The 17,829-nt window shown below is 68.1% G+C and carries 23 protein-coding genes; 7 read left to right on the forward strand and 16 right to left on the reverse strand.

The genetic code is table 11. The features are described 5' to 3' along the window. Window positions 1–21 precede the first annotated feature (21 nt). From ABS642_RS08840 to ABS642_RS08855, 4 genes are all read right to left on the reverse strand, one after another. Window positions 22–387 (reverse strand): hypothetical protein, encoded by a 366-nt coding sequence (locus ABS642_RS08840; protein WP_350353025.1) that lies wholly within the window; start codon window positions 385–387, stop codon window positions 22–24. Continuing rightward, a complete protein-coding gene (locus ABS642_RS08845) occupies window positions 384–989 on the reverse strand; it encodes a hypothetical protein (RefSeq protein WP_350353026.1) in 606 nt (201 codons plus the stop codon). The genes ABS642_RS08840 and ABS642_RS08845 overlap by 4 nt, the downstream gene beginning before the upstream one ends. Next, window positions 986–1,552 carry an RNA polymerase sigma factor gene (locus ABS642_RS08850; RefSeq protein ID WP_350353027.1) on the reverse strand — a complete coding sequence of 189 codons (567 nt, stop codon included), beginning with the start codon at window positions 1,550–1,552 and terminating at the stop codon, window positions 986–988. Before ABS642_RS08850 ends, ABS642_RS08845 begins: the two co-directional genes overlap by 4 nt. A 61-nt stretch (window positions 1,553–1,613) precedes the next feature. Continuing rightward, the gene (locus ABS642_RS08855) at window positions 1,614–2,045 is read right to left on the reverse strand and encodes an Asp23/Gls24 family envelope stress response protein (protein ID WP_350353028.1); all 432 of its coding nucleotides are present in this window, start codon (window positions 2,043–2,045) and stop codon (window positions 1,614–1,616) included. A 196-nt stretch (window positions 2,046–2,241) separates the two neighbouring features. Here ABS642_RS08855 and ABS642_RS08860 point away from each other — a divergent pair, with 196 nt between their 5' ends. After that, complete coding sequence (locus ABS642_RS08860) at window positions 2,242–2,832, forward strand: helix-turn-helix domain-containing protein (RefSeq protein WP_350353029.1); 591 nt, start codon at window positions 2,242–2,244, stop codon at window positions 2,830–2,832. Further along, window positions 2,833–4,539: an MDR family MFS transporter gene (locus tag ABS642_RS08865; protein WP_350353030.1), complete on the forward strand. Its 1,707-nt coding sequence runs from the start codon at window positions 2,833–2,835 to the stop codon at window positions 4,537–4,539. 7 nt (window positions 4,540–4,546) lie between these two features. On the opposite strand, the gene ABS642_RS08870 is transcribed toward ABS642_RS08865, so the two are convergent. Then, complete coding sequence (locus tag ABS642_RS08870; protein ID WP_350353031.1) at window positions 4,547–4,708, reverse strand: hypothetical protein; 162 nt, start codon at window positions 4,706–4,708, stop codon at window positions 4,547–4,549. A gap of 185 nt (window positions 4,709–4,893) precedes the next feature. On the opposite strand from ABS642_RS08870, the gene ABS642_RS08875 reads away from it, so the two are divergent. Next, window positions 4,894–5,193, forward strand: coding sequence for a hypothetical protein (locus tag ABS642_RS08875; RefSeq protein ID WP_350353032.1), 300 nt, complete (start codon window positions 4,894–4,896; stop codon window positions 5,191–5,193). A 10-nt stretch (window positions 5,194–5,203) separates the two neighbouring features. Here ABS642_RS08875 and ABS642_RS08880 read toward each other — a convergent pair whose 3' ends face one another. The 9 genes from ABS642_RS08880 to ABS642_RS08920 form a co-directional block, all read right to left on the reverse strand. Next, window positions 5,204–5,917 (reverse strand): TIGR00266 family protein, encoded by a 714-nt coding sequence (locus tag ABS642_RS08880; RefSeq protein ID WP_350353033.1) that lies wholly within the window; start codon window positions 5,915–5,917, stop codon window positions 5,204–5,206. 55 nt (window positions 5,918–5,972) lie between these two features. Beyond that, window positions 5,973–6,245, reverse strand: coding sequence for a hypothetical protein (locus tag ABS642_RS08885; RefSeq protein ID WP_350353034.1), 273 nt, complete (start codon window positions 6,243–6,245; stop codon window positions 5,973–5,975). A 75-nt stretch (window positions 6,246–6,320) separates the two neighbouring features. Further along, a complete protein-coding gene (locus ABS642_RS08890) occupies window positions 6,321–8,348 on the reverse strand; it encodes a DUF5074 domain-containing protein (RefSeq protein WP_350353035.1) in 2,028 nt (675 codons plus the stop codon). A 44-nt stretch (window positions 8,349–8,392) separates the two neighbouring features. Beyond that, a complete protein-coding gene (locus ABS642_RS08895; protein ID WP_350353036.1) occupies window positions 8,393–9,400 on the reverse strand; it encodes a hydroxyacid dehydrogenase in 1,008 nt (335 codons plus the stop codon). After that, entirely contained in the window at window positions 9,397–10,314 is a 918-nt protein-coding gene (locus ABS642_RS08900; RefSeq protein ID WP_350353037.1) for a carbohydrate ABC transporter permease, read from the reverse strand. Before ABS642_RS08900 ends, ABS642_RS08895 begins: the two co-directional genes overlap by 4 nt. After that, window positions 10,311–11,240, reverse strand: coding sequence for a sugar ABC transporter permease (locus ABS642_RS08905; RefSeq protein ID WP_350353038.1), 930 nt, complete (start codon window positions 11,238–11,240; stop codon window positions 10,311–10,313). The genes ABS642_RS08900 and ABS642_RS08905 overlap by 4 nt, the downstream gene beginning before the upstream one ends. A gap of 68 nt (window positions 11,241–11,308) precedes the next feature. Then, window positions 11,309–12,604 (reverse strand): sugar ABC transporter substrate-binding protein, encoded by a 1,296-nt coding sequence (locus ABS642_RS08910; RefSeq protein ID WP_350353039.1) that lies wholly within the window; start codon window positions 12,602–12,604, stop codon window positions 11,309–11,311. A 100-nt stretch (window positions 12,605–12,704) separates the two neighbouring features. Further along, window positions 12,705–13,799: a substrate-binding domain-containing protein gene (locus ABS642_RS08915; RefSeq protein WP_350353040.1), complete on the reverse strand. Its 1,095-nt coding sequence runs from the start codon at window positions 13,797–13,799 to the stop codon at window positions 12,705–12,707. A gap of 7 nt (window positions 13,800–13,806) precedes the next feature. Next, window positions 13,807–14,850, reverse strand: coding sequence for a zinc-binding alcohol dehydrogenase family protein (locus ABS642_RS08920; protein ID WP_350353041.1), 1,044 nt, complete (start codon window positions 14,848–14,850; stop codon window positions 13,807–13,809). A gap of 71 nt (window positions 14,851–14,921) precedes the next feature. On the opposite strand from ABS642_RS08920, the gene ABS642_RS08925 reads away from it, so the two are divergent. Next, a complete protein-coding gene (locus ABS642_RS08925; protein WP_282214307.1) occupies window positions 14,922–15,287 on the forward strand; it encodes a helix-turn-helix domain-containing protein in 366 nt (121 codons plus the stop codon). A 20-nt stretch (window positions 15,288–15,307) separates the two neighbouring features. Here the strand turns inward: ABS642_RS08925 and ABS642_RS08930 are convergent, their stop codons facing one another. Then, entirely contained in the window at window positions 15,308–15,880 is a 573-nt protein-coding gene (locus ABS642_RS08930; protein WP_350353042.1) for a TetR/AcrR family transcriptional regulator, read from the reverse strand. A gap of 70 nt (window positions 15,881–15,950) precedes the next feature. Here ABS642_RS08930 and ABS642_RS08935 point away from each other — a divergent pair, with 70 nt between their 5' ends. The 3 genes from ABS642_RS08935 to ABS642_RS08945 all read left to right on the forward strand — a co-directional run bounded on the left by ABS642_RS08935 (window position 15,951) and on the right by ABS642_RS08945 (window position 17,544). Beyond that, entirely contained in the window at window positions 15,951–16,658 is a 708-nt protein-coding gene (locus ABS642_RS08935; protein WP_350353043.1) for an SDR family oxidoreductase, read from the forward strand. A 2-nt stretch (window positions 16,659–16,660) separates the two neighbouring features. Next, a complete protein-coding gene (locus ABS642_RS08940; RefSeq protein ID WP_350353044.1) occupies window positions 16,661–17,041 on the forward strand; it encodes a nuclear transport factor 2 family protein in 381 nt (126 codons plus the stop codon). Window positions 17,042–17,118: 77 nt separating this feature from the next. Beyond that, window positions 17,119–17,544 carry a GNAT family acetyltransferase gene (locus ABS642_RS08945; protein ID WP_350353045.1) on the forward strand — a complete coding sequence of 142 codons (426 nt, stop codon included), beginning with the start codon at window positions 17,119–17,121 and terminating at the stop codon, window positions 17,542–17,544. Between the two features lie 33 nt (window positions 17,545–17,577). On the opposite strand, the gene ABS642_RS08950 is transcribed toward ABS642_RS08945, so the two are convergent. Beyond that, on the reverse strand, window positions 17,578–17,814 hold the full coding sequence (locus ABS642_RS08950) for a hypothetical protein (protein ID WP_282214312.1): 237 nt from the start codon (window positions 17,812–17,814) through the stop codon (window positions 17,578–17,580). Window positions 17,815–17,829: the final 15 nt, after the last annotated feature.

The following is a 17,829-nucleotide window of genomic DNA, read 5'->3' on the forward strand; positions in this document are numbered from 1 at the left end:
TCGCATCTCCGCCTCGCGCGGTCAGGCCGCGTCGCGCGACTGCACGTAGACGACCGTGAGCGTGATGCTCTCCCTGTGGAGACCGGCGGCGCGCAGCACGGCATCGACCGCTTCGTATGCGGCCAGCAGCACGACGGCCGCTGACGCGGTGACGTCGACGCCGACCGACGCTTCGACGGCGACGCCCTCCTCCCCCGCGACCACCGAGATGATCGGCCGGCTGTCGTCGCCGACGCCGAGCGCGACCGCTCCTGCGCGGAGCAGATTCGAGACCAGCGACCCGGACCGATAGACGTTCCGGACGCCCGGCGTCGCACGCACGGCGTCTTCGATCTCCTGCGCGAGCTCGGTGCGGGCCTCCGGCGTCATCGCTGCTGCTCCGTTCACGATGAGACCTCCTGGATGTCCCGGATCGCGATGTCGATCGCGACGATGTCGAGCTCTGTGTGAAGGCGCAGTCGCCTGTCGACCTCCGCGCGGAGGCGATCCGCGAGAAGCGGGATCGGCTCGCCGGGGAAGACGTTCGCCTCGATCTCGACCCGGATGGGCGTCCCCGGCGTCGTGACGTCTCCGTCCAGGCGACAGCGCCCGAGGAGCAGCCCGGGAACCGCGTTCTCCGCCGATCGGATGAGGCCGCGCACCGCGCCCTCCGTGATCGCGAGATCGACGTTCGGCTCCGGCGACGCGAACGGGATCCGCCGGCCCGCGCGCGCATCGATCGCGATGCCCGCGAGGATGCGGTCGACCCAGCCCGGCTCGACCTCGGGAGATGCCGCGGCATCCGCGTCGATCAGCTCGCCGCTCAGCCCGTGGAGCCTCTCGAGTGCGTCGAGGGCCAGCTGACAGCCCGGCGATTCCTCGATCGAGCGGTCCAGCGGCTGCCGGCCGGCGTCGAGGTACTCCGTGAGCTCCTCGATGGTGTGCCCGTCCAGATCGGTCGGCTCCAGTCCGAGTCGTCGGCCGTCGGGGGCGTCATGGTCGTCGCTCATCGCCACTCCTCCATCCGTACGATCATGTATTTCCTCGCGCGGGCCAGCAGGCCTCGCGCGGTCGAAACGGGTATGCCGAGCTCCTCGGCGATCTCGTCGTACGAGTAGCCGCCCATCTCGCGGAGGACCCAGCACTCGCGCTGCGCATCGGGGAGCTCGCGCAGTGCGGCCCCGAGTGCCGCGATCCCGGCCCGCGCCTGGACCACCTCATCCGGTGACGTTTGGGAAGGAGCGGGACGGTCGAAGGCGTCGATGTCGGCGACGGGTCGGAGGGACCGGATGCGGTCGACGGCCTTGCGGCTGACGATCCTCATCAGCCAGCTCTTGACCTTGGACGGATCCTCGAGCTCCGAGAAACGCTGCCACGCGGTGACGAACGCCTCCTGGACCACGTCGTCCACGTCGGCCGAAGCGTTCAGCATCCGTCGGGTGTATGCGCGCATCATCGGCGTGTACCTCCGCACGAGCACCGCGAACGATTCGACGTCGCCGTCCATGGCGCGTCCGGCCACGATGCGGTCGTCGGCGTGCTCGAGCGCATTCCGGAAGCGTTCGTCTGCCATCTGCTCACCTTCTCGTCCTGATCCCCTAGGAGATTCGGAACGGATGCGCCATCGGATCGGATCATCTCTCATCCGGCGCCGCATCGTCGCCCGTCGCGATGTGCACGTCGTCGACGGTGACGTTGACCTCGGTGACCTCCTTGCCGACGAAGTCGACCATCGCGCGATGGATCGCAGCGCGCACGTCATCGGCGACCTTCTGCAGCGAGACCGGATACTCGGCGACGATGGTCACGTCGACGGCGACCTGGGTCTCGCCGACATCGACACTGATCCCCTGCGTGAGGTCGCTCGTGTTGAGCGCATCGCGGATCGCGCCGACCATGCGGGCGGCTCCTCCGCCGAGGGCGTACACGCCGCTCACCTCGCGCGCGGCGATGCCGGCGATCTTCGCGACGACGGCATCCTCGATCGTGGTCGTGCCGGGTGCGACGGCCTCGCGAGGCGCGACGGCCGGGGTCCCGGTCTGAGCGGCATTCGTCACATTCGCCATGGTGAGCTCCTTCTTACGTCTCTCGCATCCGCGCAGGGTGCGGGTCGCAGGTCAGCGACACCACTAGGACGGATGCCGGGCGCCGATCGTCACAGATCCGTCCGACATTTCTCTGTGAAGGGTGCCGACCGAGCTCACAGTGCACTCCAAGCTTCAGAGTGCAAACTTGCACTCTATGGAGCAAGGTGCAGATTCTTTGAGGGAACAGCGCAAGCGCGAGACCTCGCGCGCGCTGACGAAGGTCGCCAGGCGACTCACGGCAGATCAGGGCTTCGCCGGCTTCACGGTCGAGGAGCTCTGCGCCGAGGTCGGGGTCTCGCGCCGCACGTTCTTCAACTATTTCGAGAGCAAGGAGAACGCGGTCTTCGGCTTCGCCACGATCGACTCCCGGCAGGAAGCCCTCGAGGAGGCGTTCGTCGCCGAGCGCGGCGAGCTGCTGGACGACTTCGTCGGTCTGACGATCCACCGCTTCGGACTCTTCAACCCTCTCGAGGATGCCGCCGAGCTCTTCGCGGTCATCGAGCAGGAGCCGCGGCTGCTGAAGGCCGCCTTCGAGCAGATCGCGAAGAACGAACGCCGCGACATGGAGCTGATCGTGCGCCGCATGGGCGATGTCGCCGATGCCGACCTGCGCGCCGAGGTGATGGTGCACTCCGTCGGCGCCCTCGTGCGCCTGTCCATGGACCAGCTCCTGCACCACCACTCGACCGATTCCTTCGAGACGCTCATCACCCGACGTCTCGAGCTCGCCCGCGCGCTCTACGCTCCGTCACAGAAAGCCGACTGAATGTCCGCCACCGCCACCCCCACCAAGGATGCGCCCTTCCTGCTCACGAAGCGCCGCATCTGGATCATCTTCAGCGCGCTCATCTCCGGGATGCTGCTCTCCAGCCTCGACCAGACGATCGTGTCGACCGCGATGCCGACGATCGTCGGACAGCTCGGCGGCGTCGACCACCAGGTCTGGATCACCACCGCCTACCTGCTGGCGACCACGATCGTGATGCCGATCTACGGCAAGTTCGGCGACGTCCTGGGCAGGCGGAACCTGTTCCTCGTCGCGATCGCGCTGTTCACGCTGGCATCCGTCGGCTGCGCCTTCGCCACCGACTTCTGGATGTTCGTCGTGTTCCGCGCCCTCCAGGGCCTCGGAGGCGGCGGTCTGATGATCCTGTCGCAGGCGATCATCGCCGACATCGTCCCCGCGAACGAGCGCGGCAAGTACATGGGCCCGCTCGGCGCCGTCTTCGGACTCTCCGCTGTCGCCGGCCCTCTCCTCGGCGGATTCTTCGTCGACCACATGACCTGGCAGTGGGCGTTCTACATCAACATCCCGGTCGGGATCGCGGCCTTCATCATCGCGCTCGTGGCGCTCAAGCTCCCGAGCAAGAAGGCCGAGAAGCCGATCGACATCTTCGGAGTGATCTTCCTCTCGATCGCCACGACGTGCCTGATCTTCTTCACCGATTTCGGTGGCGACGCCGAGTTCGGCTGGGATTCGCTCGCCACGTGGGCCTGGGGCGCCGGGCTGCTCGCCGCGGCCACCGCGTTCGTGATCACGGAGTCCCGGGTGCAGGACCCGATCATCCCGCTGAGCCTCTTCCGGAACCCGATCTTCGTCAACGCGACGGCGATCGGCCTGGTACTCGGCATCGGGATGTTCGCCGCGATCGGGTTCGTGCCCACGTTCCTGCAGATGTCGTCCGGCACCTCGGCCGCGGCATCCGGCCTGCTGATGATCCCGATGATGGTGGGACTCATCGGAACGTCGATCTTCTCCGGCATCGCGATCTCGAAGACCGGGAGGTACCGGATCTACCCGATCGTCGGCACGATCCTCACGGGTATCGCGATGGTCTCGATGACCACTCTCTCGGCGACGACGCCCATCTGGCTGATCTGCGCCTTCCTGTTCGTGTTCGGCGCAGGCCTCGGACTGATCATGCAGGTCGTGGTCCTCGTCGTGCAGAACGCTGTCCCTGCGAGCGAGATCGGCACCGCGACCAGCACGAACAACTACTTCCGCGAGGTGGGCGCCTCGCTCGGCACGGCCGTGTTCGGGACGATCTTCACGACGCGCCTGACCGAGAACCTGCTCGGCGTGTTCGCCGACGCGGGCGCCTCACCGGATGCCGCGTCGCAGGCCGCGTCGACGATCGACCCGTCCACGCTGAGCGCGCTGCCCGACGAGGTGCGCGACGGCATCGTCACCGCGTACGCCGACGCCCTGGCCCCGGTGTTCTGGTTCCTCGTGCCGTTCATCGTGCTGGCGCTGGTGCTGTCGCTGTTCCTCAAGCAGATCCCGCTCTCCGACCAGGCCGGACTCGTCGCACGCGGCGAGGCCATCAGCGGCGAGGAGGCGGAGCGGCTGGAGGCCGAGCTCCGCGGCACCGGGCGGACGTATTCCGGACGGACGGATGCCGCAGCGGTGGCCGCGGGAGACGATCCGACGGGGCCGGTGGGCGACGCCGAGACGACGCCCACCCGCCGCTGACGCACGATCAGGGAAGGTCGGCGACGTCCACCTCCTCGTCGTCCTCCGACGCCTCCTCCTCGACCGGAGAGGAGGCGTCGGGGTCGTGATCGTTCGTGACGAAGTCCGGGTCGACGCCGACGGCGTCGACTTCGGGCCGGTCGTCGGGAGTGCTCTGCGGGTCTGACATGGTCGTCTCCGATCGGTCGTGCGGATGGGAGCGCCAGTCTCGTCGGGCGCGGGCCGAGACCGGATCCCCTTGACATCCCGCGCGCGATCGGCCTGCCGCCCCGGCATCCGCTCGTGATCCTGTCAAGGGGCTACCCGTCTCCCTGTGCTCCCGGCATCCTGCAGGGGAGGACAGGCAGGAGAATGATGGAGCAGGAATCAGACCAGCGATTCGTGTTGACCCAGGTCAACGCGGAGGCCTGGGCGATCCACGACCTGCATTACCCCGACGGAGATCACCGGCGCATCGTCTGTCGGATCTACGAGGACACACCTGCCGACGTCGAGGTGCTGTGGCTGCGCGATCTCCCGCTCGCCCCGCGCTATCCGTCCGTCGACGACGTGCTCGAGTCGGTGCGCCGCTTCCAGGATGCGTCGCGCGCCACACGCCCGATCCCGATCCCCCATCGTCCGCCGCCGTCGCTGCGACGCCGGGACCGAGGGTGATCGGGGGCTCCTAGGAGTTGCTCGACCCGGACGAGCGGTCCGGCAGGTAGGGCTCGATGGCGGCCGCGAGCTTCGCGGGCGTCATCGACTGCAGCCAGATGCGTCCGGGGCCGTGGATCTCGGCGAGGAACAGCGAGTCACCGAAGAACTTGTTCTTGATGCCCTTGATCGAGGTGAACTGCAGATCCATGCTCGCGTCGAACATCGCGAGATGCCCCGGATGGATGAGCAGGGACTGCCCTGCCGCCAACGTGTACTCCGTGATCTCGCCGGCGAGCTGCACCCATGCGGTGCCGGAGCCGGTGAGCTTCTGGAACACGACTCCCGCGCCGCCGAAGATACCGGCGCCGAGCTTCTTCTGCAGCCCCACCGAGACCTCGACGTCGCTCGTGCTCGCCGTGTACGACCCTGCCTGCACCATGAACTGATCGGCCGCGTCGATGTCGATCTGCCGGATCGTGCCCGGCAGCTGCGCCGCGAACGCGACGAGACCGCCCTGCGCCGGTGCCGTGTACTCGGTGAGGAACAGCTGCGCTCCGCCCAGCACGCGCTTCAGACCGCTCATGAAGCCGCCCTGTCCTCCGGTGCCGTGCACGGTCGACGTGTCCAGAGCGAACCCCGCCGACATCCAGGCCACGTCCCCGCCCTCCGCCACGATCCTCTCGCCCGGGTCGAGGGTGACTTCGAGCACGGGCATGGTCGTTCCTGAGATGGATGACTTCATGCCTCCGACGATAGAGGTGACGGCGACCGGCGCGCCAGCCTTCCTCGACCGGCGGTCAGTACTCCCATTCGGCGTGCGCGTAGTCCCCCAGGTCCGACGGCGGTCCGGTCGCCGGATCGTCGTCGATCGCGATCACGACCCGGCTCGTCCGCGAGATCAGCGCGCTGAGGCGCACGCCCTGCGAGATGAAGCCGACGAACGTGCCATCCGATCGTGCGGCGTCCTCGATCCGGCGCATCAAGTCGTCGAGGTCCTGCCCCGGACTGAGCAGGAAGTCATGACCGTCGATGTCGACGTGGGTATGAGTTGTTGCCGGTGCATCGCTCATGGGGCGAAGGTACGCTCGTTCCGCCGACTCGCTCAGGGGGTTGCGCTCGCGCCTCCGATGCGCACGGCTGCGAGCTCACGGCCTCCGCGGGTGGTCGTCGACCTTCACGAGCGTGCGTCCGCGCAGCGTGTAGACGGCCCCGTCCTCGTCGACGTTGAGGTGCGGTCCGCTGTACCAGCCGCCGTTGATCGCCGCCACGACGGTGGTGACCTCGAACGTCTTCGGATCGATGCGGAAGAGCGTGGTGTCGGAGACGCCGTAGATCACGCCACGAGCCGCCTTCATCGCCACGAACCCGGGAGCGATCGACTTCAGATCGACGGTGTGGACGATCTGCCGACGCGGGCGGTCGATCACGAACAGGGTGCCCCGCTGCGTGAGCGCGAAGAGGTATCGGCCGTGGCTCGCGAGAGCACCGATCCCGTTCGCCTGCGCGGTCTCGATTCGCCAGAGCTCGCGATGGGCGATCGGATCCCACGCCACGATCGTGCCGCGCGGGCCCGTCTTCTGCGCATTGTCGCCGCCGAGATAGGCGACGCCGTCCACGGCGACGACCGCACGGACGAGCTGCACCTCATCGATCGGATTGATCGCGTGCGTGCTCGCGCCCGTGGCGGGGTCGTACGTCCAGAGCGAGCCACCGCCCTCGGTGTCGGCCTGCGCCGCCACCAGGAGCAGCCGGTTGCAGTCGTCCCAGTGCGTGTCGAGCGGCCGGTTCTGCTCGGAGGGGAATGATGCCACGCGGCGGATCGGCTCTCCCGATGCGGGATCGTAGGACCAGATGCCCTGCGAGTTGTACTGACCGGTGTAGAGCACGCCGCCGATGACCTCGGCATCCTTCGCCTCACCCGGTGCGCGGAGGTTGATGACCTCGCCGCTGCCCAGATCGTGGCGCGCGATGCCGCCGTTTCCGCCCACGTACGCGAAACCGGCGCCGACCGCGATGCCCATGCAGGTCTGTGCACTGACCGGCGCACCCGCGTCGCCGAGATCGACCTCGGATCGCAGGGTGCCGTCGCGATCGAAGGCCGCGACGACCGCGTATCCCGACACCGCGACGAGTCCGCCGTCGTGGGGATCGAGGCCCCAGATCTCGCCGAGGTCGATGGTCAGCGGAAGCTGCTCGACCTCCGCCGCTCCCGGCGACCAGCGCAGCACGCCCGCCTCGTTCGCGCAGTACACGTCGCCGTCGATCACGGCGAAGCTCTTGGCCGTCTTTCCGATCGAGGTGACGAGCTCGTACGACGTGTGATCGGCGAGCGAGATGGCAGCGATCTTCGATTGCTCGAGGGAACCCGCGGTCGAGGCGAGCAGCCGCTCGCCGTCAACGGCGAGTTCGCGGATACTCGGGTCGTTCACCATCTCGGTCGGCGTGATGTCGGCGAAGGCGGCCGACGCGCGGTCGTAGGAGTAGAGCGCGGCCCGGCTGGTGTCGGTGCCGCCGCCGAGCGTGCTGCCAGCGCCGAAGTAGACCGTCTGGTCTGTCGCGGCCACCGCACGGGCGAGCGTCGCCTTGGCGTCTGGCACCCCGAGGCTCGTGACGGCCCCGGTCGACGGGGAGTACTGCCAGAGGGCCGGGGCGCCGGTGCCGCCGCCGCCGACCGCGAAGACGGTGCCGTCGGGGGAAACGGCGAGGTCGCGCACATCACGGTCGCCGATCCGCCCGATCGACACGGCGGGCGCGGAGAGATCGGCGAGGTCCCACCGGTAGAGGTTGTCGCTTCCCGCGGCCTTCTGCAGGATGCCGGCGTAGAGGATCTTCCGTACCGGATCGACCGCCAGCGCCTGGATGCTGTGCCCCGTGGCGAGCGTCGTCGAATGGGTCACCGTGCCGGAGGCGACGTCGAAGGCGAGGATGCCGGTCGGCTCGAGATTGCGCGAACCGATGTAGCAGACGCCGTCGAGGAGCACTCCGCTCATGAGGGAGTACTGCAGGATGCCGGGGCCGATCTCGGTGATCGTGGTTCCCTTGCGGCCGGTGTGGAACGCCGACGCTGCCGCTTGCGCCGGGGGCGGCGAGACGACGCCGACGGCCGCGGCGAGCGCGCCGCCGACTCCTGCCAGGAGGAGGGTGCGTCGGGTCAGGTTCGAGGATTCGGGCATGGTGAAGCTCCTTGGGTCGTCATTGAACGGCGGAGTGGATCAGGTCAGGCGGTGATGGCGAGGAGGTCGGGTTCTATCTCGTGCAGGAGCGGCTCGCCGCGGGCGATCCGCCGCAGCTCTTCGAGCATCGCGCCGGAGAGCCGGCCGAGCTCTTCCCCGAGCGAGCCCGCGATATGCGGCGTGAGCAGAGCATTCTCTGCCGTGTACAGCGGATGGTCCGGCTCGAGGATCCACGGCACCGTGACGTCGAGGATCGCGAAGAGCTCGCCGGCGACGACGCGGCGCGTGAGCGCCTCCTGATCCACCAGCTCGCCCCTCGCGGTGTTGAGCAGAGTCGCGCCGCGGCGCATGAGGCCGATGCCGCGCGCGTCCACCAGGTCGCGTGTCGACGGCAGCGAGGGGGCGTGCACGGAGACGACGTCGCTCGTGCGAAGGAGCTCGTCGAGAGAGACCGAGGCGACGCCCAGGGCAGCCGCCTCCGCGTCGTCCAGGTAGGGGTCGTAGACCACGACCTCGAACGCGTAGGCCTTCAGCATGTCGATCACGATCCGGCCGATCTTCGACGCGCCGATGATGCCGATCCGCTTCCCGTGGTTCCCCATCTCCGGAAAGGCGGCTTCGATGTCGAACTGCGTTCGGATGTCCCGGTAGCGACGGGCGATGGGGAGCACGCGCTTCCCGGCGAGGACGATCATCGCCACCGCGTATTCGGCGACGGGCACGGCGTTGGCGGCGGCCGCCGAGCTGACCCGCACGCCGCGGTCGACGACCACGCGATCGAGGTAGGGCTTGACCGTGCCGGCGGCGTGGAGAACCGCCTCGAGCCGTGGGGCGGCGTCCAGCAGTGCCGCATCGATCCGTGGCGCACCCCAGCCCGTGATGAGCACCTCGACGCGGTCGAGGACGCGGCGCGCGGCGGCGGAGTCGAACTCGGTGAGATGGCCGGCGACCTCCGCGATCGCCTCGTACTGCTCCATCGAGCGGGCCGGGAACACGCGGTGCCTGACGGAGTCGGGCATCGCGAAGGCGATGACCGGGCGACGCGGGCTCATTTGACACTCCCTGCGGAGAGGCCGGCCCGCCAGAACCGCTGCAGCATCACGAAGGCGATGATCAACGGCAGCACCGAGACGAAGGAGCCGGCGATCACGAGGGTGGAGAACTCCGGGTTCTGCTGCACCTGGCTCTGCCAGAGCGCGATGCCGACGCTGGATGGGAACAGATCGCGGTTCTGCAGCATGATCAGCGGCAGCATGAAGTTGTTCCAGATGCCCACGAACTGGAAGAGCGCGATGGTGACGAAGCCGGGGACCAGCATCGGGAAGCCCACCTGGAGGAAGCTGCGGATCGGGCCGGCGCCGTCGACGCGTGCGGCCTCGAGCGTCTCGGCCGGCAGGTAGCCCGAGGAGAAGACGCGCGCGAGGTACACGCTGAACGGGTTGCACAGGGTCGGGATCAGCACGGCCCAGATGGTGTTCGTGAGACCGATGGAGGCGGCGAGGAGGTAGAGCGGGATCACCGTGGCGGTGTTCGGGATGAGGACGCCGACGAGCACCGATGCGTAGAGGACGCGCTTGCCGCGGAACTCGAACTTGTCGAACGCGTATCCCGCCATCAGCGACACGAATCCGCCGACGATGGCGCCGACGCCCGCGTAGAGGATGCTGTTGCCCAGCCAGCGCAGGAAGATGCCGTCGTCCTGGCCGAGCAGTCGCTGCATGTTCGCGACGAGATCCGATCCGAAGGCGAAAGCGTCTCCGGAGTAGAGCTCGCCGGCGTTCTTCGTCGCGGCGAACACGAGCCACAGCAGAGGCAGCACCATGTAGGCGGAGCCGAGGATCAGCAGGCCGTTGACCGCGACCTTCGACGGCAGGTGGCGCCCGCCCGCAAGGTTCCGGCGTGGGGTCCGCGGCGGTTTCGCGGGTGCCGCGGCGCGGGGCGCCGGACGGTCGATCACGGAGGTCATCGCGTCGGCTCCTTCGAGGTGAATCGGGTGACGACGAACGACAGCAGGCCGGCGAGCAGGGCCAGGATGATGGAGGCGGCTGCGGCCTGCGGCAGGTTGTTGCGGTTGAACGCCGCGTCGTACGCCCACATGTTCGGCACCCAGGTGCTGGTGACCGCGGTGGTCGCGGAGGACAGGATCTTCGGCTCGGTGAACAGCTGGAGGGATCCGATGACCGTGAACAGCAGAGCCACGCCGATGGCGGGCCACACGAGCGGGGTCTTGATCGAGAAGGCCGTGCGGATCTCACCGGCGCCATCGACGCGTGCGGCCTCGAGGATCTCGCGGGGCACGGCCTGGAGAGCGGTGAAGAGGATGATCACGTTGTAGCCCGCCCACTCCCACACGGCGATGTTGACCATGGAGGGGAGCACGAGCTGCACCGAGAGGAAGTCGATCCCGATCCCGCCGGATTCCAGGGCCTTCACGATCGGGCTCACACCCGGGGTGTAGAGGTAGGCCCAGATGAGAGCCGCGATGACACCGGGGACGGCATGCGGCAGGAAGAGCAGCAGCTGGAACGCCCGCTTGGCGTAGGCGACGGCCGAGTCGAGCAGCAGCGCGAGAACGAGGGCGACCACGAGAAGCGACGGGACGTAGAGCAGGCAGTAGAGGGCGAGCCGCCCGAATCCGTCGGTGAAGGTGCGGTCGGACAGGACCTCGAAGTAGTTCCCGAGCCCGACGAACTCGGTGGTCGAGCCACCGAAGCCGAGGCCGCTGCGCTTCTCGGCGAAGAGGCTCATGCCGATCGCGTAGATCACCGGGGCGATCATCGTCAGCGCGAACAGGGTGAAGAAGGGGATCAGGAAGACGGAGGCGGTGCGCCCGCCCGTTCCCGGGATCGTCTTCCTCGTCGTCCGCCGCTTCGCGGTTGCGGGAGTTGTCATCGTCGTCATCCTTCGATCTGAACCGCCGGACGGGCACCGTTCTCGAGGCCCGCCCGGCGATGCATCCGCTAGTCCTTGATGTCGAGGCCGAGCTTCTCGAGCCCGTCGACGGTGGCCTGCTGCGTCGCGGTCAGCGCTTCGCTCAGTGTGGGCGAGGCGGTGACGGAATCCTTGAGGGCCGTGGCCGTGAGGTCGTACTTCGGTCCCCAGGCCCACGGTCCGAGGTTCGCCGACGCCTCGTCGAAGACCTCGTAGATGTCGTTCGCGTAGTAGTCGACGGGAGCGACGGATGCCGCGACGTCGGAGAGCCCGGGGTAGGCCGGGTACGCGGTGCCCACGGCGCCCCGCGCCTCGATCGCATCGGGTGATGTCACCAGCCACTCGAGGAAGACGGCTGCGGCCGCGGCGTTCTCGGAGTTCTCGGGGATCGCGAAGCTCGTGCCTCCGCTGAGCGCACCCGTCGGCTCGCCATCCCACGACGGCGGAGCGGCGGCGATCCACTTGCCGGCCTGACCGGATGCCTCGGTGCGGGTCTTGAGCGCGGACGCGCTCCAGGAGCCGCCGACCCAGGCGTTGACCACACCGCTGTTCAGGTCCGCGGTCCATTCGTCGCTGAAGCCGAGCTGCGCCTTGACCAGGTCCTCGTCGATCAGGCGCTGCCAGTAGTCGGCGACCTCCTGCGACTTCTTGTCATCGACCGAGACCTTCCAGCTCTCGTCCTCGACGCTGAACCATTCGGCCCCTGCCTGCCAGGACATCGGTGCGAGCTGCGGCTCGTTCGTGAAGAAGCTCGTCAGATAGGCGTCGGGGTTCACGGCCTTGACCGCACGCGCCGCCTCTTCGAACTCGTCCCAGGTGGTCGGGACCTCGACACCGGCGGCCTCCAGGACGTCCTGGCGGTACCAGACGACCATCGGCGGCGCGTCGTAGGGAAGGGCATAGGCCGCATCCCCGAACGAGACCAGGTTGCGCACCTGCTCGTCGTACTCCCCCAGGATGTCCTCGGAGACGAGGTCGTCGACGGGCGCGAGCTGCTCGGCCGCGACGAACCCGGGGAGCCGGTCGTACTCGATGCCGACGACGTCGGGTCCGCTGCCGGACTCGATGGCCGCCGACAGCTTGGTGTAGCCGCCGTTCGCTCCGTTCGGGATCTCCTCGAAGTTCACGGTGATGTCGTCCTGGCTCGCGTTGAACGCGGCGACGACATCGGCCATTCCGCTGAGGAACGACCAGAAGATGACCTCACCCTTCGGGGTCTCGGTCTTGACGGGGTCGGCCGCGGGACTGCTCGCAGCGCATCCCGCGACGAGTGCGGAGGTGGCGACCAGTGCCGCCACGGAGAGGGAAGTTCGACGCAGGGACATCGCGGGTTCTCCTTTGAATCGTTGACCGTGCGAGATCGATCATTCGTCACCCGGCGCGATTCACCAACACAACGGAGGGTTTTCTCACAAAACCTAACAATCAGTCGGTGCGAACCGAGGATTCACGAACCACCAGCGCCGGCAGCAGCGCCATCCGTACGGGCGTGTGTGCGGCACCCACAGGTTGCTTCAGACGGTCGACGCACAGGCGCAGTGCGGCGTGACCGAGCTCGTGCTTGGGCGGCGCGACGGCGGTCAGCGGCACGGTGGCGAAGGCTGCCACCTCATCGTCGTAGGCGACCACGGCGAAATCCTCCGGAACCCGCAGTCCGCGCTCCAGCACCAGATCGAGGAATGCCATGGCATCCGCATCGCCGAGCAGGATCGCTGCCGTGATCCCCTGTGCCACGCACTCGTCGAGCAGCTCGTCGAGCTCTGCGATGTTGGCGTTGTCTCCGATCTGCGGGTGCGAGAGATCACGGCGGAGTGCGAGAGCGGATGCCGGCTCGATCGCGGCCATGGCACGCCGGAAGCCCGCATCCAGCCCGGCGACCGTCGCCGATGGTCGGGCGGCGAGCGCGATGGCCCGGTGCCCCTGCTGCGCGAGGTGACGCACCGCAACCTCCGCCCCATGCGCATGGTCGGTGCGGACCCACTCGAGGCGGCCGGCGAGGTGATCCTCGACGGACCGCTCGACCATGACGATCGGGATGCCCGCCTCCTCCAGCATCCGCTGCAGGGGCGAGCTCCCGGCGATCGTGTCGTGCGGCGTGATCATCAGTGCATCGACGCCGCTGGCGATGAGCCGCTCCGCCTGGCGGAACTCCTCCTGCGACGAGTAGTTCGTCGCGCCGACGACCAGGCGGCAGTTCGACTCGTGGGCCGCCTGACTGGCCCCGCGGATCACCTCGGGGAAGTAGTACTGGGTGGTCGGCACGATCATGCCGATGGTCGCCACCGGTCGAGGGCGGGCGCGCGCCCCCGACCCGTCCTCGCGGGACTGCTGCTGAGCGACCGCGAGCGAGATCGCTCCCCCGTGCACGCGGGCGAGCAGACCCCTCTGCTCCAGAGCGACGAGGTCTCGCCACAACGTCATCGGGGTAACGCCGAGCCGCGCCGCGAGGACGGCGCTGGTCAGCGAGCCGCGCAGTTCGAGCTCGCGGAGGATGGCATCGTGCCGGGCGGCAGCAGTCATAACCACATCACGATAGTGGATGCGCCGCTTCCGGCCAGTCCGTGACGACGACCTTGCCGATCGTCTGCGAGGCTTCGACGATCTCATGCGCTCGGCGCATGGTCGCGGCATCCAGGGGCGTCAGATGCTCGGTCATCGTGGTGCGGATCACACCCTCGTCGACGAGTTCGGCGACCTGCTCCAGGAGCTCGTGCTGGTAGTGGTCGGCGGGGTCGGTCACCGGGCGGGTGAACATCAACTCCCAGTGCCAGGTCACGCTCTTGCCCTTCAGCGCGTCGATGCTGCCGCCGGTCTCGTCGATGGAGACGACCTCGCCCCGCGGACGGATGACGTCGGCGATCGCGCGGACGTTGCCGGGCGTGAACGACGTGAAGACGTAGTCGACACCGCTCGGAGCGATCGCGGAGACCTCGTCGGCGAAGTCGCGGCCGACGACGTGATCGGCGCCCATCCGCTCCACCCATTCCACCGACTCCGGGCGCGAGGCGACCGCGATGACCGTAAGCTTCGTGAGCGCCTTGGCGAACTGGATGAGGAGCGATCCGACACCGCCGGCCGCACCGATGACGAGAAGGGTCCCTTCGCTGCGGTCATCGAGACGGAGCTTGTCGAAGAGCGCTTCCCACGCCGTGATCGCCGTCAGCGGGAGCGCTGCCGCCTCCGCGACGGACAGCGAGCGCGGAGCGTGCCCCACGATGTTCTCGTTGACGAGGTGGTAGCGGCTGTTCGTGCCGGGGCGGTCGATCTGGCCCGCGTAGAACACCCGGTCCCCCACGGCGAAGCGGGTGGCCTGATCGCCGAGGCCGACGACCACGCCGACGGCGTCGTAGCCGAGGATGCGATGCGCACCCGAGGTCGGCGAGCCGGCGCGGACTTTCACATCGACGGGGTTGATCGAGACGCCCTCGACCTCGACCAGGAGATCCCTGCCCGTCGGGGATGGAACGGGCAGGGTGAGGTCGGAGAGCGACTCGGGATCCGTGACAGGTCGTCGGCCGCGCGCGCCGATCGCGGGCATCTGGTCGGGGAGGGAGAAGGTGTCGTTTGCCATGCCCGTCACGCTATCCGAAGACCCCCAGTTACCCGCAAGCGCCCTAAGTATCCAAGAGATACCATGGACGGATGCCGACCGAGACTGCCTGCCGCATCGATGCTCCTCACGACGTGTACGACGCGCAATGCCCCTGCCGCGGAGTGCTCGATCTGCTCGCGGACAAGTGGAGCGCGCTGGCGATCGGGGCGCTCAGCGACGGGCCGCAGCGATTCGGGGAGCTCAAGACGCGCCTGCAGGGGATCAGCCCGAAGGTGCTGACCGCGACGCTGCGGCGCCTGGAGGCGCGCGCACTGCTGGTGCGCACGGTCTTCGCCGAAGTCCCGGTCCGCGTGGAGTACTCCCTCACCGACCTCGGCGTCGACGCCGAGAAGCCGTTGCGTGCCCTCCGCGGCTGGGTCGAAGCCAACATCGAGCGCTTCCCGCCCGCCGACTGACACGGCTGCGTCTCGCAGCCTCAGGCCGAGGCGCCGGCCTCGAGCATCCGGGCAGTGCTGTCCCACTGGGACTCGATCAGCGACGGATCATTGCGCAGCTTCGCCAGCAGGACGAGACCTTCGAGGTTCGCGACGACGGCGGTCGCCATCTCACGCCGATCGTCGCCGAGCGCTGCTCCGACCATGTCGACCTGGGTGTCGAAGATCTCCTGGAGCCGCTCCCGGATGACTGGCTCCGTGGACGAGAGCTCAAGGGCCAGGTTGCCGAACATGCACCCGGCGACGGCACCGACGCCTGACTTCGCCTCACGCTGCACGGCGGCGGTGGCCTCGAAGAGCCGGTGCAGGCGATCGACGGGGCTGCCCTCCGCCGACAGGATGCTCGACCACTCCTCTTTCTGTCGGCGCCAGTGCTCATCGATCACAGCGACGGCGAACTCCTGCTTCGACGGGAAGTAGTAGTAGAAGCTGCCCTTCGGCGCACCCGCAGTGGCGCTGATCTCGGCGACGCCGATCGCCCCGTACGAGCGCTCGCCGAAAAGCCGCTCTCCGGCTTCGAGCAGCCGCTCCCGTGCATCCGATGTCCGACCCATTTGACAAGTATATGACCGATCGTCTATAACGGTCAATGTCAGTAGTTGACCGATCGTCTATAGGAGAATCATGTCTGTTCAGAAAGTCGCGATCATCACCGGTGCCTCGCAGGGAATCGGTGCCGGACTCGTCGCCGCCTACCGCGAGCTCGGATACGCCGTCGTGGCCACGTCCCGCTCGATCACGGACGGCGACGACCCGGGAACCGTCGCCGTCCCCGGTGACGCCGCCGATCCCCGCACCGCTGCGAACGTGGTGCGCACCGCCCTCGACCGCTTCGGACGAGTCGACACGCTCGTCAACAACGTGGGGGTGTTCACCGCCAAGCCCTTCACGGATACGACCGATGAGGACTACGCGCTCAACCTGGGCGTCAACCTCGGAGGCTTCTTCCACTTCACGCGAAACGCGATCGTCCCCATGCTCGAGCAGGGCGGCGGGCACATCGTCAACATCACCACGACGCTCGTCGAATCCGCACGATCCGACATCCCGTCGGTGCTCGCCTCCCTCACGAAGGGCGGGATCGCGGCAGCCACGAAGTCGCTCGCCGTGGAGTACGGCGACCGCGGCATCCGCGTCAACGCCGTCTCGCCCGGAATGATCCTCACTCCCCTGCAGGGCGGCGCGACACCGGAGCAGCTCGCGGCTTTCCACCCCCTGCAGAAGGCCGGCACGGTGGATGACATCGCTCGCGGGATCGTCTACCTCGAGCAGAACGAGTTCGTCACGGGCGAGTTCCTGCACATCGACGGCGGCCAGAGCGCAGGGCACTGACCATGACCGCGCAGGTGACGCCATCGGCAGCCCGGATCGCATCGGCGCTGTCCCGATGGCAGCAGGGAATCGGCGACGGAGACCTCGACCGCATCGCCTCCGCCTTCACCGCGGACGCGCTCTTCCAGGGCCTGCGGCCGCACCACTCGATCGGGCGTTCAGGGGTTGTGGCGTACTACGACTCCCAGCCGGTGCCCCTGACGGTGGAGTATGACGTCCTGCGGGCGCACGACCTCGGAGATGACGCGGTCGTGGCCTACCTGGCGGCTGTGTTCCACCTCGAGGGGCGAGACGACATCGCGACGCACCTCACGCTGGTCTTCGAGCGTGAGGACGACGACGAGCTCCTCATCTCGCACTACCACGTGTCCCGCGTGGACTGAGCGGAGGGGGTGGTGCCCCAGGGCGGACACCACCCCCTCGTTCGACCGCTCCACCGGCGCCGAAGTAGATTTGCCAGGTGACTCTGGAGATCCGCGCCCTGACCGATGCCGACATCGACCCGGTCATCGACCTCTGGCACGAGACCGGTCTCACCCGCCCCTGGAACGATCCGCGAGCCGACATCCGCCGAGCTCGCGCGGTGTGGCCGGAGCTGCTGCTCGTCGCCGTGGATCAGGGGATGCTCGTCGGCGCGGTCATGGCGGGGTACGACGGGCACCGTGGGTGGCTGTACTACCTCGCGAGTGCGCCGGCCCGCCGCGGCGAAGGCATCGGCCGACGACTCGTGCACGAGGCAGAAGCACGGCTCGTGGCGCTGGGCTGCCCGAAGGTGATGCTGATGGTCCGCGCGGGGAACGACGCGGTGCTCGCGTTCTACGACGGCCTCGACTACACGCGCGAGGCCACGTCACTGACCGGCAAGAGGCTCATCCCGGACGACTGAGGGCGCGTTCGTCGCTCGAGCCCGAGGGGTGTTTCAGCTCTCGGTGACTTCGTCTCGCGATACCTGCTTCTCGCGACGACTCGCAACGATGTCACGCACACCGCTGACCAGCAGGACGACGCCGAGCAGCACCATCACGCCGAAAGTGACGAACTGCCACCACTCTCCCGCTGCCAACACGATGGACACGCTGAAGATCAGCGCCGCGACACCGAGGAGAGATTTTCCCCAGGCGAGGCTGACGGAAGTGGTCTCATCTGGCATAGGCATGCAGTGAGCCTAACC

Origin of the sequence: Microbacterium sp. A8/3-1 (assembly GCF_040267695.1) — a bacterium.
In the GTDB taxonomy this organism is placed as follows: Bacteria; Actinomycetota; Actinomycetes; order Actinomycetales; family Microbacteriaceae; genus Microbacterium; species Microbacterium luteolum.

What these genes read in the sequence shown, in the direction of transcription:
- ABS642_RS08845 (WP_350353026.1), bottom strand. Translation starts at nt 989, where the DNA reads ATGAGCGACGACCATGACGCCCCCGACGGCCGACGACTCGGACTGGAG.
- ABS642_RS08850 (WP_350353027.1), bottom strand. Translation starts at nt 1,552, where the DNA reads ATGGCAGACGAACGCTTCCGGAATGCGCTCGAGCACGCCGACGACCGC.
- ABS642_RS08855 (WP_350353028.1), bottom strand. Translation starts at nt 2,045, where the DNA reads ATGGCGAATGTGACGAATGCCGCTCAGACCGGGACCCCGGCCGTCGCG.
- ABS642_RS08865 (WP_350353030.1), top strand. Translation starts at nt 2,833, where the DNA reads ATGTCCGCCACCGCCACCCCCACCAAGGATGCGCCCTTCCTGCTCACG.
- ABS642_RS08870 (WP_350353031.1), bottom strand. Translation starts at nt 4,708, where the DNA reads ATGTCAGACCCGCAGAGCACTCCCGACGACCGGCCCGAAGTCGACGCC.
- ABS642_RS08875 (WP_350353032.1), top strand. Translation starts at nt 4,894, where the DNA reads ATGGAGCAGGAATCAGACCAGCGATTCGTGTTGACCCAGGTCAACGCG.
- ABS642_RS08880 (WP_350353033.1), bottom strand. Translation starts at nt 5,917, where the DNA reads ATGAAGTCATCCATCTCAGGAACGACCATGCCCGTGCTCGAAGTCACC.
- ABS642_RS08885 (WP_350353034.1), bottom strand. Translation starts at nt 6,245, where the DNA reads ATGAGCGATGCACCGGCAACAACTCATACCCACGTCGACATCGACGGT.
- ABS642_RS08890 (WP_350353035.1), bottom strand. Translation starts at nt 8,348, where the DNA reads ATGCCCGAATCCTCGAACCTGACCCGACGCACCCTCCTCCTGGCAGGA.
- ABS642_RS08895 (WP_350353036.1), bottom strand. Translation starts at nt 9,400, where the DNA reads ATGAGCCCGCGTCGCCCGGTCATCGCCTTCGCGATGCCCGACTCCGTC.
- ABS642_RS08900 (WP_350353037.1), bottom strand. Translation starts at nt 10,314, where the DNA reads ATGACCTCCGTGATCGACCGTCCGGCGCCCCGCGCCGCGGCACCCGCG.
- ABS642_RS08905 (WP_350353038.1), bottom strand. Translation starts at nt 11,240, where the DNA reads ATGACAACTCCCGCAACCGCGAAGCGGCGGACGACGAGGAAGACGATC.
- ABS642_RS08910 (WP_350353039.1), bottom strand. Translation starts at nt 12,604, where the DNA reads ATGTCCCTGCGTCGAACTTCCCTCTCCGTGGCGGCACTGGTCGCCACC.
- ABS642_RS08915 (WP_350353040.1), bottom strand. Translation starts at nt 13,799, where the DNA reads ATGACTGCTGCCGCCCGGCACGATGCCATCCTCCGCGAGCTCGAACTG.
- ABS642_RS08920 (WP_350353041.1), bottom strand. Translation starts at nt 14,850, where the DNA reads ATGGCAAACGACACCTTCTCCCTCCCCGACCAGATGCCCGCGATCGGC.
- ABS642_RS08925 (WP_282214307.1), top strand. Translation starts at nt 14,922, where the DNA reads ATGCCGACCGAGACTGCCTGCCGCATCGATGCTCCTCACGACGTGTAC.
- ABS642_RS08930 (WP_350353042.1), bottom strand. Translation starts at nt 15,880, where the DNA reads ATGGGTCGGACATCGGATGCACGGGAGCGGCTGCTCGAAGCCGGAGAG.
- ABS642_RS08935 (WP_350353043.1), top strand. Translation starts at nt 15,951, where the DNA reads ATGTCTGTTCAGAAAGTCGCGATCATCACCGGTGCCTCGCAGGGAATC.
- ABS642_RS08940 (WP_350353044.1), top strand. Translation starts at nt 16,661, where the DNA reads ATGACCGCGCAGGTGACGCCATCGGCAGCCCGGATCGCATCGGCGCTG.
- ABS642_RS08950 (WP_282214312.1), bottom strand. Translation starts at nt 17,814, where the DNA reads ATGCCTATGCCAGATGAGACCACTTCCGTCAGCCTCGCCTGGGGAAAA.